We start from the raw sequence: 13547 nt of genomic DNA on the forward strand, positions 1-13547 counted from the left end.
ACCAAAACATTATAACCACTCATATCGGGATTAATCGTAGTATTATTTTTTTGTAATTTCTTATTATACAACAATATTTTAGAAGTTGATTTTTCACATTCACCATTTATAATTAAACGTTTTAATCATTTGACTACATTATGAAGAAGTGCCCGAACTGTTCAAGTCTTGTACAATTTAAAGAGATGACAGGCGTTATCTATGGTTTTATACCGTCTTGCAACAAAAATACGTATGAATGTACAAACTGTAAAAAGACTATAGGCGGATTAAACTGGTTCCTTATTTTCTTTTACTTTTGTCTGGGTACTCTTCTTATATTAGAAACATTTTTTTTAGGCTTTAAATTATTGCCACTACCTCTTAACCTTTTTAATTTACTGCTGGGAACAGGTGCATTCTTAATTATTATAAAAGGATTTCGCCTTAGAATTACTTCTAAGCAGAATGACGAGGAGAATTAAGCATTGAAACAACTAAAAATAAATTTTTTTATATATTTGAACGTTTTATTATCTTGTTTGTTTATATCAATCATATTTGGAGGAAAAATAATGGCAGAAGGCCAGACTAAATTCAACATAGATTTTCTTGATCAGGTAGAACCAATTAAAATGAAAGATCCTCTTGCCGTCGCTTTAGGGGCGATGGATAAAGACGAACCGTTTGTATATAGATATGAAGATGCGGTAAAGACAGCAGGACATTCATGCCCAGCTGTCTCCGGCGCCTATCGTTTAACACAGACTGCGTTAAACCATCTACATGGAAATGAAATACCTGTAAGAGGGAATATTAAGGTGACATTCAGAGGTGGTATTGATTACCGGGTTAATGGCCCGATTTCTCAAGTTGTCACGCTTATAACTGGCGCTGCCGGGGAAAGTGGATTTCATGGATTAGGAGGCGGAAAGTTCAACAGGCATAATTTACTGACATTTGATGACAGCAGCGAAGCTCCTGCAGGCGCTATCTGTTCGGTGATTTTTGAAAGACTAGACAATGGGAAAAAAGTAGAAGTATCATATAATAATAGCATGCTGCCTGCTGATCCTAAGATGGGAGAGTTAATGCCTCTGTCAGTTAGCGGAAGCGGCACTGATGAGCAGATAAAAGAGTTTGGCAAGCTCTGGCACGATAGAATTAAAGTGGTGCTGATTGGCAATATGGAAGGAATGTTTGTTGTAAAAGAGTGATTCTTTATCTTGAAAAACAATAATTTTCAAGATAGTCTAACATGGATAATGCTAAAGACTGCAAATAAGGTAATACCTAGGACTCTAGATATAGAAAGCTTATGAATTATTAACTAATAAACACCCACTACCCCTCCTTTTAAAGGATGGGATTAAAGTCTTCAGTGTTTTCTTATCTCTCACTGTTTATAGAGTAATTGATATTGGCTACTGGCTCTTATAATCCGTTAAGCAGCCAGTAGCGTTTTCTTTGCTGAGTATACATAGGTTATACCGGAACAAATAGTAACAATAATTGTGATCCACATGAAAGCTGTAACCATATATTCTGCCCAACTTATATTTTTAAAGTGAGCGTAGTAAATAATCATGGCACAAATAGTCCACGACTGAATAAACATCTTGGTTTTCCCCCATATATTACTGGCAAATTTAACACCTTTTGATTCGGAAAAACCCCTTATACTACTAACCAGAAATTCTCTGGCCACTATTGTAATTACCATCCATGGCGCTATAATCTCTTTTGCAATATCCACAAAGATAATAAATGTACCACAGATAATAACCTTATCAACAAATGGATCAACGAGTCGTCCTAAGTCTGTAGACAGCTCCCATTTCCTGGCTAAATACCCATCCAGCCAATCAGTAGCAGCCGCAACAAAAAAGATAACAAGGGCCACATCAAGATACCTGTAAGTCAGAAAAACAAAAAATACTATAGCAAGAAAGAGCCGGGAAAGTGTGATTCGGTTTGGAATATTAAAAATTACACTTCTCATAATACTAAACTCTTCTTCCTCTGTTTCAGCTCCAACATTTTTATTTCCCATGATTAATAGTTTAAAAAAAAATTGTGCAAATAATTATCCTATCTTTTGAGAGGATATGTATAAACCAGAAAATCTATTTAATTCTGCTGTGACTCCCACTCATCAAGCGTAACAAAAACTTCTCTTGCCTGGCTCCCTTTATATTCACCAACTATACTATCCTCTGCCATCAAATCTATCAACCTTGCCGCACGAGAATAGCCAATCTCCAATCTGCGTTGCAGCAATGATACAGATCCACGCTGTGTTTCTAAAATAATTCTTACTGCTTCTTCATAAAGTTCATCTTTTGTTGCATTGCTCTCTTTTAAAGACCCCTGCCATACCTTTAATTCCGGACTGAATTCCGGCTTAGACATATCTTTAAGGAAATCAACAATCCTATTGATCTCATCATCGCTGACATATACTCCCTGTACTCTTGACAATTTGGATGTACCTGGCGGCAGAAACAGCATATCTCCCTTACCTAAAAGTTTTTCCGCTCCGTTTTGGTCTAAAATTGTCCGTGAGTCAACCTTGGAAAAGACATGAAATGAAATCCTTGAAGGTAAATTAGATTTTATCAGCCCGGTAATTACATCAACTGACGGCCTCTGAGTTGCGACAACAAGGTGAATTCCAACTGCCCTGGATTTCTGAGCAAGTCTGATAATTGAAGCTTCTACCTCTTTTGAAGCAACCATCATCAAGTCCGCTAACTCATCAACAACTATGACCATACAAGGCATGAAAAGCGGAATATCACCAAGGCCTGTATCGCCTTCCGGATCTAGTCTCTTTCGTTTCTCAGAATCACTTAATTTATTATAACTTTTAAGATCCCTGACACCAGCCCTTGCCAGCAGAGAATATCTTTCATCCATTTTAGTGACAGCCCATTCAAGAATTCCAGCAGCCTTTTTCATATCAGTTACAACAGGTGCTATTAGATGAGGAATATCTTTAAAAGATGAAAATTCCACCATCTTCGGGTCTATTAATATTAGTTTCAACTCTTCAGGTCTCTGGAAAAGAAGCATGCTTAATATTATTGAATTAAGGCACACGGATTTTCCTGAACCTGTTGTTCCGGCAACTAATAAATGCGGCATTGCAGCAAGATCAGATATCAATGGGTAGCCGGCAATATCTTTTCCCAACAATAGAGGTATAGTACGTTTGTGCATCTCTTTACTTGCTGTCTCGTACAACTCTCGCATCTGAACAGGCTTTCTATGTGTATTTGGAACTTCTATTCCAATAGTAGATTTCCCAGGAATAGGCGCAACAACACGTATGCTTGGAGCCTTCAGTGCAATGGCAATATCATCAGAAAGATTTATTATCTTCCCAACCTTTGTACCAGGCGCCAAATTCAGTTCATACATCGTGACGGAAGGGCCTTTTTCCAAACCTACAACCTCAGCAACAATTTTGAACTGTTCTAATGTCTCTTTTAATACGGTCGCCTTCTCCATGACGTGTTCGTCGCTGTCATGTATATGTCTTTTAAGTTGGTCCAGAAGTAAAACCGGTGGCAGGATATAGTTTGTATCTTCAAACTTGTTGTGCTTTCCTTTAGGCACAACAAGTTCTTTCTCTCTTGAAAAAAAAGTCCTCTTTCTTGGCTTTAGTTTCACAGCCTGTGGCGGCGGAGACGGAGGCACAACACTGACAAATCCTTCATCTTCATCCTCATCCTCTTTTCCTTCTTCATGCTCTTCGCCAACAGCATCTGCCCTTTCCGTTTCACATTTAGCGTTTATTAAACATTTATCTACAACCTGAGTATTATCTTCTACTAAAGGTTCTAAATGTTTTTCTTTTGACAGTATATCTGTTTTTATAACAGATTTTGATTTAAATATTTTCCTTATTTCCTTATACGTCCATATAAAGAATGTATCTAACGGTTTATTGGAAATAAGCATTATGGAAATAAGGAACCCCAGCGTCAACAAAATACATGCACCCGGAATACCCAGGTATTCTGTCAATCTAAATGCGGCTATCATCCCTATAATACCGCCTGTTTCAAGTGGATTTGTAAATAAACTGGTAAAATTCTCAAGGATTCCCAGTATAGGTGAAATAGAAACAACCAACAATATTCCACCAATCATTCTTGCCCATAGAATGTCTATTCTCTTCTTTATAAATAACAATACGCCCAAAGCACCAACCAGGAACGCAAACAGATATGATGTTATTCCTATGCATGTCAGCAACCAACCGGAGATACTGGCCCCAATCTTTCCACAGTAATTTTGTACTGGGCTATTTACAGGATAATTTGCAAATGGAGGGTCATTTGGCGAGAACGTCGCAATACTTATCAATAAAAATATTCCAACAGTACAGATAACAATTGAATATGCCGAATGAAAAACTCTAGTTCTTTCCATATAAATTAGCCCCTTCTATTGCTAATTTATTATATTCCTGCCTGTCGGCAAGAACTTTTATATAAAATTTTATAGAGCATCTGAACATTATATTTAAGAAGCTAATGAAACAAATATCTAATGTCCGGTATGCCCAAAGCCACCTTCTCCTCTAAGCGTCTCATCCAAATCATCCACTTCTTCGAGTTTGGCATGGATAACCGGCTGGACTACTAATTGGGCAATACGCATACCTCTCTCTATGATAAAACTCTCTTTACCTTGATTGCATAATATAATACCAATTTCACCACGGTAATCACTATCTATAGTTCCCGGTGAATTAACTAATGTTATTCCATATTTCAAGGCCAGTCCGCTCCTAGGTCTGACTTGTGCTTCATAACCAAAAGGCAACGCAATAAATATCCCCGTAGGTATTAGTTTGATTTCATTTATTTCAACAATAGTTTGTTCTTCAACTGCTGCGTAAAGGTCCATACCGCTTGCAGCCTGGCTCATATAACCAGGCAATGGCAGATCTTCGCAACCATTTTTTCTCTTTATCTTCAGATTAATTTTCTGCATCACTTACTCTCGAATATTTATATAAGGACAAATCGTCGACTCGAATGAATCCTTACCAGTGTAACGGCATATAGACGTTCTGTCGGAATAAAACTTCCCACAATAATTATGTGTTATTAAGTTTGTCTACTATTGTTTGAATTATTATCTCTACGTCAGCCATCCGCCCAACGCCTGTTTTCCCGGAAGCAAGTCTTCCCTTTTCCGGACCGACAAAGTGATAACCCACTTCCTGAAGAATAGTTATATTTCTTTGTGTTATAGGGTTCTTATACATATTTTCTTCCATAGCAGGAGCTATTATCACAGGAACATCGGATGCAGTAACAGTACTGGTTAAAGCATCATCAGCTATACCAGAAGATAGTTTGCCAATAATATTCGCTGTTGCCGGTGCTATTACAACTATATCCGCTTTATGTGCAATGGAAACGTGGTGAGGGTTGTACACACTTTCATCAATAAAGATATCTGTAACAACTTTATTCTTAGAAAGTGTTCTGAATGTCAGTGGGTGAATAAAACTCTGTGAGGACTTTGTCATTATAACAGTAATATCATAGCCCTTACTTTTTAACTTAGATACAAGTATTGCCGCTTTGAACGCAGCAATACTTCCTGTAACACCTAATATTATATTTTTAACCATTTCAGATCAGGATTAGATTATGCTTTTTCACTATAGTTTAACAGATAATCAGTCGTCCTGATGAAGAGACTACAAACATATGAACAAGTCACAGAATCTCACGGCACTAAATCATATCAAAAGAAACTATATTTGCAAGATCTCTTCGATCTCTGTTATTGCATCATCTAATCTATCGTTAATAACACAATAATCATAATGCCTGCTGGATTCCATCTCTTTCCTGGCAGCCACAATTCTCTTATTGATCGTATCTTCGTCTTCTGTAAGTCTATTTTTCAGTCTAAATTTCAGGGTTTCAACATCAGGCGGCATAATAAATATATGAATAGAGTCAGGCATTTTTTTCATAATCTGCATTGCGCCTTGTACATCTATAACAAGCAAGATTATTTTTTTTTCGCCTACAGCTTCTTCTACCGGGCCAATTGGCGTTCCGTACAAATGGCCACAATATTCAGCGTATTCTATAAATTTATTGTTCCTGATAAGCGCCTCAAACTCATTTCTTTTCACGAAGTAATAATCAACACCATCTCTTTCACCCTCTCTTGGCTTTCTTGTAGTGTAAGAAACTGATTGTTTTATTTGAGGGTTCTTCGTCAGTTCCTTACAAATCGAACTCTTACCACACCCTGAAGGTCCTGAAATTACTACAAGACCACATCTTTTTTTATTAACCGACACATTACACCCAAATATACTATTAATGTCTATTGGCTTACTCTATATTTAATATCTGTTCTTTAATTCTTTCAATATCAGTCTTAATCGAAATTACATCTTTTATAATATCCGAGTTATTTGCTTTGGATGCAATAGTATTTGCCTCACGAAACATTTCCTGTACTATAAATTCCAATTTTCTGCCATTCGGTTCTTCATTATCCATCACATTGTCAAACAATAAAATATGACTTTTTAGCCTTCCAATTTCCTCTGAAATATCACATCTGTCAGCAAAAATTGCAATTTCCTTATGTAGGTCGCTCTCTTCTATCTTGCTATCTGTACCAGCCAGTAGAGTAGATATCCTGTCTTGAATTCGGGTGCTATAATCCAAAACAACTTTAGGTGCCATTGTTTCAATTTCATCCAGCAACGCGGAAATTTTATTCTTCCACTTGTTTATTTCCGTTCGGAGATTCTGGCCTTCAGCTTCTCTCATTTTCTTCAGATCATTAATCGAAAGTTTAACCACCTGTTCAAGTTCATGCCAGAAACCATCATCCTCTGTTCTGCCGTTTCCAAGATCCTTTTTATATTCCAAGACTCCCGGAAGTGATATAAGATTGTCTAATGTAACATCCTGCTGAAAGGATATTTCTTTACGCGCTTCACCAATAATGTTGTAATATTCTTTTAAAACGTCTTTATTTACCACACACTTTGGCATCACATCACATGATTTATATTCTATTGTCAAATTAATTGTTCCACGAACCAACTCTTTCTTTAACAGTTTTTCAATCTTATCTTCAAACTCCGCTAACAGTTCCGGTATCCTGATGTTGAGCTTTAAATATTTGTTGTTTACTGAACGAATTTCAACAACGATTGCCTTCAATTCATTCTTCAATTCTGATCTACCAAAACCAGTCATGCTCTTAATCATTTTTCCGTTTCTTCAGTTAAGGATTTAGCTTTAGTTTCTATATTTTCTTTATCTTCACCAACAACTTCTACAGCCTTCATTCCCACTGATTTTGCAGATCCCACTGCTTCATCAATCTTATCCTGAGATGTAGTGCTTTCCGCATGTTCAACGTGCTCACCAGGTGCATGATTATGGCCCTCATGTTCATCGACAGCACCATCATGCTCACCATGGTCGTGTTGAAGCGATGCAGGCGCACCGCCCCGAACGGTATCGACCCCGTGCATTGATGTCAAAGTCATCTTTGTCAAGAAGAGAGTAGCGACAATAAAGACTGCTCCGACAAGATAAGTAACCCTGGCCAGTATTCCTCCAGTCTGTGTTCCTACTGCAGACTGATCTGACAAGCCACCTATAGCAGCCAGGCCACCTCCTTTTCCCGATTGCAACAGCACGCATCCAACGAGGACAACACATGAAAATATTAATAATGATTTCAACACCGTAGACCAGCCAAGAATAAAAAAAACGGTCAGCAAGCCAAAAATAATAACCACTGCCGCAATCCATTTTAAATTCATAAAAATTACCTCTTATAAAACAAATAAAAAACTTACTTAATAAAATAAAATCGTTAAAAAAAGAAGTCTATGCATGCCTTACTGCACCAGACACTATGTCTAAGAATGAATCAGGATCCAGACTCGCCCCACCAACCAGGGCGCCATCAATTTCAAGTTGACCCAGGAGTTCCTTCGCATTATTAGAATTTACGCTTCCACCATATTGGATTCTAACACTTTGAGCAGTACTATTGTCGTATTTTTTTCTAATTATATTTCTGATGCATGCGTGTACTTCATTAGCCTGGTCCGGTGTTGCTGTCTTTCCTGTACCAATCGCCCACACAGGCTCATATGCTATCGTTAATCCTTTAACCTGTTCAGATGTTAAATTTTCCAGACTTCCTGATAACTGGCCATCCACAACCTCATCGGTTTTCCCGGTATCTCTCTCTTTTTGACTTTCGCCAACACACAGAATTGGACATAAGCCATTTAATAATGCTGACTTAATCTTAGAATTTATTATATGATCTGTTTCTTTAAATATTGTTCTTCGCTCTGAATGACCGATTATCACATGAGTACAACCAATATCCCTGAGCATTTCCCCTGAAATCTCACCGGTAAACGCACCACTCTTTTCCATACTCATGTTCTGTGCGCCCACAAACACATTGCTGGATTGCAAGATATCACATATATCCTTAAGATAAACAAACGGAGGAAATATTCCAACATCTACAGTATTAGAATCCGCCAATCCTTCACAAATAGATTTTGCAAGGTCTCTGGCTTTATTTAGTGTCAAATTCATCTTCCAGTTACCAGCTATAAATTGTTTCTTCATCTTTTTACAGAGTCAACGGGAAAAGATCCCATAATTTTCATATCTATACACCTCCTACCAACTTCTTTAAGTGCTCGCTCAACATTCTCGTCATTCGCATGTCCGGCAAAATCAATAAAAAAACAATAATCCCATGCTTTTTTTCTTGTCGGCAGAGGCTCTATATCCGCAAGATTAATATTATACTTTTTGAATGGTTCCAGTATCTTAAATAGAGCACCAGACTCGTTTTTAGTATGGCACATAATAGCAGTCTTATCGTTACCTGTTCGCGGAGGAAACTCCCTACTCAACACAAAAAACCTGGTGATATTATTCGCGTAATCTTCAATATTCCGTCTGAGAATTTTCAAATCATAAAGCCGCGCTACTTCCGAGTGTGCAATTGCTGCTGAGAACTTTTCCTTTGATGCAATTTTAGCGGCTTCAGTCGTACTTCCTATATCCAGAAGATCAACCTTTTCAAAATTATTTGCCAACCAGAGCTTACACTGAAAAAGAGCCTGAGGCTTTGAATATATTCTTTTGATTTCACTTTTCTTGCATTTTGCCATCAAATTGTGATGAACAGGCATGATAATTTCAGCACAAATCTTTACATCACACTCAATAAACATATTGAGAGTCTCCCTGATACCCCCCTCAGTTGTATTTTCAACAGGTACAATACCGTAGTCAGCATGCTCACTTTCAACATCCCTGAACACGAAATCGATTCCCTTCGACGGAACATACTCAATCGAAGAACCGAATTTTTCTTTTGCAGCGAAGAAACTGAACGTACCTTCAGGTCCTAAATATGCAACCTTAACCGGACGCTCCAGCATTATCGAACCTGCCATAAGTTCTCTGTAAATAGCAAAGAGACATTTGTCAGTTAACGGCCCAGAATTTTTAGCAGAAATCTTCTCAAATACCTGTTTTTCTCTATCCGCCGCGTAAATTTGTGCATTTTTTCGATTTTTAATGGCCCCTATCTCTTTTACAACCATTGCTCTTTTATTAAAAAGATCAATAATCTTAGAATCTAAGGCGTCAATTTTCCTCCTTAAGCTGGTGAGAGTCATATGCTGTTTTCAGTTCTGAGAACTACATAAATATTATAATTTCAGTAGGTTATAGAATATTACAGAACTTAAAAATATAACAGAACATGCACATACTGTCAACAAAATAACAATACAGGAATAATACCATTTCTCTTCTTTTTCTCTTTTTTTTTATTTGTTGACTGTTCTAAAAAACCAGATAAAATAAGACGATAGTAAGACCTATGAAATCTTTTAACTTGTTGCATTTAAATATCTTTCATCAAATAAACAGATCAAGTGTATAAATCGATATCCCGATGCATCTCACCAACAATAACAAGTTGTCTGTTTTGGTCTAACTATTTGCCTGCATCATTTAAATCATAGTTTTGTACATATTTGTATTTGTCATAGCTAAATCAATAAATTCAGATTTTATATTCCGTTGTGTTGTATTAACCTATATATGTTATGTTTTATAAGTATTCAGTATGTACCTCGTATTATTTTAAATTTATTCAGATATTATAATCTACTAATTTTTACTTATTAAAAGGATGTTTTTCAGGTGCTAAAGATATGGCTAATGAACCGGTTACAATGTTTAAACAGAGGATGGGGATTTTTGTGGACGTGCAGAACATGTTTTATTCAGCAAAAGCACTACACCAATCAAAAATTGACTATAGTAAATTATTACAGGAAGTTGTGGAAAATAGAGAATTAATCAGAGCTGTTGCTTATGCAGTACACAAACCTGATGTTGATCAGTCCGGCTTTACTGATGCCCTTAAAAGATTAGGCTATGAAATAAAAACAAAAGAATTACGTCTAAGGCCGGATGGGACAGCCAAGGGTGATTGGGACATGGGAATAGCCATAGATACTATTGCAATAGCTCCAAAACTTGATACAATAGTGCTCGTTTCAGGGGACGGTGATTTTGTTCCTCTTGTGGAGATGTTAAAAGCTCATGGCTGTCGAGTAGAAGTTGTATCATTTCGTAAAAGCACTGCCGTCGAGTTGGTCGAAGCATCTACCAAATACACGGCTATTGAAGAATCTATGTTATTTAAGGAAAAAAAGTTCGTTAAAAATGACACAAACAGTTGATAATAAAGAATTGGAAGAAAAACTTAGGGCATGTCAGAAGAAACTTGCTTATTCTTTCGATAACGTTAAACTGCTTGAGAATGCGCTGACGCATACATCTTTTAAAACGGCTTATAATCCTAGTAATGAAAGGTTGGAATTTCTTGGTGATGCTATTCTGGGAATGGTAATCTCTGAATATTTATTTAAAAAATTCCCTGATTATTCTGAAGGCAAATTAACAAAAATTAAATCAGTTGTAGTAAGCCGCGCAACATTGGCCAAAATTGGGGCGGAGATGGGCTTGAAACAATTCATCTCTGTAGGAAAAGGATTGATGACAAGTCGTTCATTTCCAAAATCGCTTATAGCAAATGTATTTGAAGCGATCATAGCTGCGATTTATTTTGATAGTGGATTAAGAGCTGCTTATGATTTCACCCTCAGATGCCTGAAGAATGAAATCGATATTGTATGTAACAACAAGCACGACAAGAATTATAAATCTATGCTTCAGCACTTTTGTCAAAGACAGCAGGGGCATATTCCCAGATACAAGATAATTAAGCAGAGCGGCCCTGATCACGATAAGACTTTTGAAGTAGTAACCTTAATTCACAATGTAGAACATTGTACCGGATTAGGAAATAATAAAAAGGAAGCAGAGCAAATTGCAGCGAGAAAAACATTAGAATTACTTGAAGTAAACACTGATAACATTTAAGGAAAAAACATGGTAAAACGAATAAACAAAAAGAAAATAGTTAGTATATGCCCTTCAAGGGTGTCAAGGTCAGTATGCCCGAGCATAAAAAAGACAAGACGTATAAGGCAAGATTTGTTCAGGCTGCAGAGAGACCCTTCTATCACTGAAAAAACAATCGATAAGATGCGGCTGAAACTTAAGCAGAAGAAAAATCAGGGAATTGCCGTTGATTGCGAAGGTTGCAAATACAATGTTGTACAAGGGGAAGCCGTGCCTGTATCTGCAGCAACTGCATAACGCGGTACAACCATAACCTGAAGTGTCTAAAGCTGTAAGAAGTGACTTGATTAAAACCGTTTTTCTTTACAACTTTAGACACTTTCTAATTTACAAGCTTACCTATTTCATCTGTAACTGCCAATACCTCTTCTCTACTTAACTGAGGCTTAATAACCTCTGTGTTGTTACCTTCTCTAATATTATGCAACACCTGATATTCCTGATCATCCGATTTGTGTGTTGACACCAACTTAAGTACTTTTTTCCTCAATAAATACAAAGAGATTACATACCTGAAATTCACTCTTGACAGATCTTTTTCATTCTCAAGCTTATTAAACAGATCGTAAAAAACATCTATTTTCGCGTATCTCTCAACCTTTTCAGGCTTTTTCGGTATCTTAGTCTTCCAGTATGAAAAAATATTCTCATCATCTTTTTTGTTCCAACACTCAACACAAAAATCTTTTCTTATAAATGCATTATTTTCATCATAGAGAGCGGAAAGATAAACCTCTTCTTCCGGGAATTCCTTTACACAAAGGTGACAGGCATGAGAACCTTTATTTATACTCCATTCCATCTTGGTATTCCTTTCTTACAATCACTTTCATAGTAAATGTGCACTACAGACAGAATAATATGAATATTGATTTGAACATCAAATTAAAAAACAATTTGAGCACTTACTCTTGCAGAACTACACGTGTCTTTGCCTTAACAAAATCAAATAGCTCCTCAACATCTTCGTTCTTCATACGTATACAGCCATTAGACATGTTTTTGCCAATTGAGTCGGGATCGATTGTACCGTGTATACCGTATCCATAAAGATCATCTTTGTCCTCAAACCCGATCCAGCGCGTACCTAATAAATTTTTTGGATGACCAAATTTATATACTCCATCCGGAGAATACCATGTTGGATTAATTAATTTATTATCAACAACAAACGTCCCTACCGGGGTTTTATCAGACTTGCCTATCCCGATGGGGTATTGTTTTATAAAATGGCCATTAAGCAAGATTGTTAAAGTATAATCGCTTTTGTCGACCAGAAGTGACAATTCCCCTGTCAAGATTTTCAATCGTTCACCAATCTTAATGAGAGTCCTGGACTTATTGTTTACACGCATAATAAATTCGTAACTGGTATTATATTTTTTTGCTATTTTAACCAGGGAATCACCCGGTTTAACTTCATAAAAATGAGCATCAGGACTTGGAGTCCTGGAGAATACAAGTATATTATTTAACTCATCAAGCTGTTTTTTTATCTCAGATCTTTTTTCCAGATCCAACTCCTTGAAATAGAGATCTGACAGAGCATTTCTTGCTTCAAATTTTTTACCGTTATTTATATACTCTGAGATTAATTTATAAGAATGTCCGTTATTATCTTCCTTCTGCTTCACGATATCATTTGTCTTCTTTCCGTCAACACTCTTTTGCGCATTATCTTTACCATTCCCTGCGTCCGCTTCATCAATTGTAAATAAAATATCAGTGTTGCTGATATGACCATCTTCCTCATCTGTGCTCTCAGGCTTGAGAAAAGGATTTGATGATACTTTTCGTACAGTTTTTATTGTCCTATCGTTACCAAACGCGTATTCTATAGTAACAAAATATTCTTGAATTAAGAGAAAACACGCCAGGCTGATTATGACTCTGTATATTAAATATGCCATTTAAAAACCTCTATAATATTTGTTGATTCTTCTGTAAGGTAAAATTGAATGAATTGCATTTTAACAATGAACAATAATTCTCTGCTCAAAGTCAAACAGGAGA

At 36.6% G+C, this 13547-nt stretch carries 15 protein-coding genes; 4 read left to right on the forward strand and 11 right to left on the reverse strand.

Going from position 1 to position 13547, the window contains the following annotated elements; all coding sequences use genetic code 11:
- Positions 1–554 precede the first annotated feature (554 nt).
- Complete coding sequence (locus tag SCALIN_RS02980; RefSeq protein ID WP_096892776.1) at positions 555–1196, forward strand: hypothetical protein; 642 nt, start codon at positions 555–557, stop codon at positions 1194–1196.
- A 227-nt stretch (positions 1197–1423) separates the two neighbouring features.
- Here the strand turns inward: SCALIN_RS02980 and pgsA are convergent, their stop codons facing one another.
- From pgsA to pheA, 9 genes are all read right to left on the reverse strand, one after another.
- Positions 1424–2032, reverse strand: coding sequence for a CDP-diacylglycerol--glycerol-3-phosphate 3-phosphatidyltransferase (gene pgsA, locus SCALIN_RS02985; RefSeq protein WP_096892777.1), 609 nt, complete (start codon positions 2030–2032; stop codon positions 1424–1426).
- A gap of 77 nt (positions 2033–2109) precedes the next feature.
- Positions 2110–4419: a DNA translocase FtsK gene (locus SCALIN_RS02990; protein ID WP_096892778.1), complete on the reverse strand. Its 2310-nt coding sequence runs from the start codon at positions 4417–4419 to the stop codon at positions 2110–2112.
- Positions 4420–4536: 117 nt separating this feature from the next.
- Positions 4537–4986 carry a dUTP diphosphatase gene (gene dut, locus SCALIN_RS02995; RefSeq protein WP_096892779.1) on the reverse strand — a complete coding sequence of 150 codons (450 nt, stop codon included), beginning with the start codon at positions 4984–4986 and terminating at the stop codon, positions 4537–4539.
- Positions 4987–5092: 106 nt separating this feature from the next.
- Positions 5093–5635, reverse strand: coding sequence for a flavoprotein (locus tag SCALIN_RS03000; protein ID WP_096892780.1), 543 nt, complete (start codon positions 5633–5635; stop codon positions 5093–5095).
- A gap of 126 nt (positions 5636–5761) precedes the next feature.
- Complete coding sequence (gmk, locus tag SCALIN_RS03005; RefSeq protein ID WP_162532120.1) at positions 5762–6322, reverse strand: guanylate kinase; 561 nt, start codon at positions 6320–6322, stop codon at positions 5762–5764.
- A gap of 34 nt (positions 6323–6356) precedes the next feature.
- Positions 6357–7250 (reverse strand): YicC/YloC family endoribonuclease, encoded by an 894-nt coding sequence (locus tag SCALIN_RS03010; protein ID WP_096892782.1) that lies wholly within the window; start codon positions 7248–7250, stop codon positions 6357–6359.
- Positions 7247–7813: a preprotein translocase subunit SecG gene (gene secG / locus SCALIN_RS03015; protein WP_096892783.1), complete on the reverse strand. Its 567-nt coding sequence runs from the start codon at positions 7811–7813 to the stop codon at positions 7247–7249. Before secG ends, SCALIN_RS03010 begins: the two co-directional genes overlap by 4 nt.
- A 67-nt stretch (positions 7814–7880) precedes the next feature.
- A complete protein-coding gene (gene tpiA / locus SCALIN_RS03020) occupies positions 7881–8645 on the reverse strand; it encodes a triose-phosphate isomerase (RefSeq protein ID WP_096892784.1) in 765 nt (254 codons plus the stop codon).
- On the reverse strand, positions 8642–9712 hold the full coding sequence (gene pheA / locus SCALIN_RS03025; RefSeq protein ID WP_096892785.1) for a prephenate dehydratase: 1071 nt from the start codon (positions 9710–9712) through the stop codon (positions 8642–8644). The genes tpiA and pheA overlap by 4 nt, the downstream gene beginning before the upstream one ends.
- A gap of 543 nt (positions 9713–10255) precedes the next feature.
- Here pheA and SCALIN_RS03030 point away from each other — a divergent pair.
- The 3 genes from SCALIN_RS03030 to SCALIN_RS03040 are packed head-to-tail and all read left to right on the forward strand — an operon-like array spanning position 10256 to position 11771.
- Positions 10256–10789: a LabA-like NYN domain-containing protein gene (locus SCALIN_RS03030; protein WP_203415321.1), complete on the forward strand. Its 534-nt coding sequence runs from the start codon at positions 10256–10258 to the stop codon at positions 10787–10789.
- Positions 10773–11492, forward strand: a complete 720-nt coding sequence (rnc, locus tag SCALIN_RS03035; RefSeq protein WP_096892786.1) for a ribonuclease III — start codon at positions 10773–10775, stop codon at positions 11490–11492. The genes SCALIN_RS03030 and rnc overlap by 17 nt, the downstream gene beginning before the upstream one ends.
- A 9-nt stretch (positions 11493–11501) precedes the next feature.
- Positions 11502–11771, forward strand: a complete 270-nt coding sequence (locus SCALIN_RS03040) for a hypothetical protein (protein WP_096892787.1) — start codon at positions 11502–11504, stop codon at positions 11769–11771.
- Between the two features lie 85 nt (positions 11772–11856).
- Here SCALIN_RS03040 and SCALIN_RS03045 read toward each other — a convergent pair whose 3' ends face one another.
- Positions 11857–12336 carry a hypothetical protein gene (locus SCALIN_RS03045; RefSeq protein WP_096892788.1) on the reverse strand — a complete coding sequence of 160 codons (480 nt, stop codon included), beginning with the start codon at positions 12334–12336 and terminating at the stop codon, positions 11857–11859.
- A gap of 103 nt (positions 12337–12439) precedes the next feature.
- Positions 12440–13444 (reverse strand): L,D-transpeptidase family protein, encoded by a 1005-nt coding sequence (locus tag SCALIN_RS21560; protein WP_133111631.1) that lies wholly within the window; start codon positions 13442–13444, stop codon positions 12440–12442.
- Between the last annotated feature and the right edge of the window lie 103 nt (positions 13445–13547).

This window comes from Candidatus Scalindua japonica, assembly GCF_002443295.1.
GTDB classification, from domain to species: domain Bacteria; phylum Planctomycetota; class Brocadiia; order Brocadiales; family Scalinduaceae; genus Scalindua; species Scalindua japonica.

What these genes read in the sequence shown, in the direction of transcription:
- SCALIN_RS02980 (WP_096892776.1), top strand. Translation starts at nt 555, where the DNA reads ATGGCAGAAGGCCAGACTAAATTCAACATAGATTTTCTTGATCAGGTA.
- pgsA (WP_096892777.1), bottom strand. Translation starts at nt 2,032, where the DNA reads ATGGGAAATAAAAATGTTGGAGCTGAAACAGAGGAAGAAGAGTTTAGT.
- SCALIN_RS02990 (WP_096892778.1), bottom strand. Translation starts at nt 4,419, where the DNA reads ATGGAAAGAACTAGAGTTTTTCATTCGGCATATTCAATTGTTATCTGT.
- dut (WP_096892779.1), bottom strand. Translation starts at nt 4,986, where the DNA reads ATGCAGAAAATTAATCTGAAGATAAAGAGAAAAAATGGTTGCGAAGAT.
- SCALIN_RS03000 (WP_096892780.1), bottom strand. Translation starts at nt 5,635, where the DNA reads ATGGTTAAAAATATAATATTAGGTGTTACAGGAAGTATTGCTGCGTTC.
- SCALIN_RS03010 (WP_096892782.1), bottom strand. Translation starts at nt 7,250, where the DNA reads ATGATTAAGAGCATGACTGGTTTTGGTAGATCAGAATTGAAGAATGAA.
- secG (WP_096892783.1), bottom strand. Translation starts at nt 7,813, where the DNA reads ATGAATTTAAAATGGATTGCGGCAGTGGTTATTATTTTTGGCTTGCTG.
- tpiA (WP_096892784.1), bottom strand. Translation starts at nt 8,645, where the DNA reads ATGAAGAAACAATTTATAGCTGGTAACTGGAAGATGAATTTGACACTA.
- pheA (WP_096892785.1), bottom strand. Translation starts at nt 9,712, where the DNA reads ATGACTCTCACCAGCTTAAGGAGGAAAATTGACGCCTTAGATTCTAAG.
- SCALIN_RS03030 (WP_203415321.1), top strand. Translation starts at nt 10,256, where the DNA reads ATGGCTAATGAACCGGTTACAATGTTTAAACAGAGGATGGGGATTTTT.
- rnc (WP_096892786.1), top strand. Translation starts at nt 10,773, where the DNA reads ATGACACAAACAGTTGATAATAAAGAATTGGAAGAAAAACTTAGGGCA.
- SCALIN_RS03040 (WP_096892787.1), top strand. Translation starts at nt 11,502, where the DNA reads ATGGTAAAACGAATAAACAAAAAGAAAATAGTTAGTATATGCCCTTCA.
- SCALIN_RS03045 (WP_096892788.1), bottom strand. Translation starts at nt 12,336, where the DNA reads ATGGAATGGAGTATAAATAAAGGTTCTCATGCCTGTCACCTTTGTGTA.
- SCALIN_RS21560 (WP_133111631.1), bottom strand. Translation starts at nt 13,444, where the DNA reads ATGGCATATTTAATATACAGAGTCATAATCAGCCTGGCGTGTTTTCTC.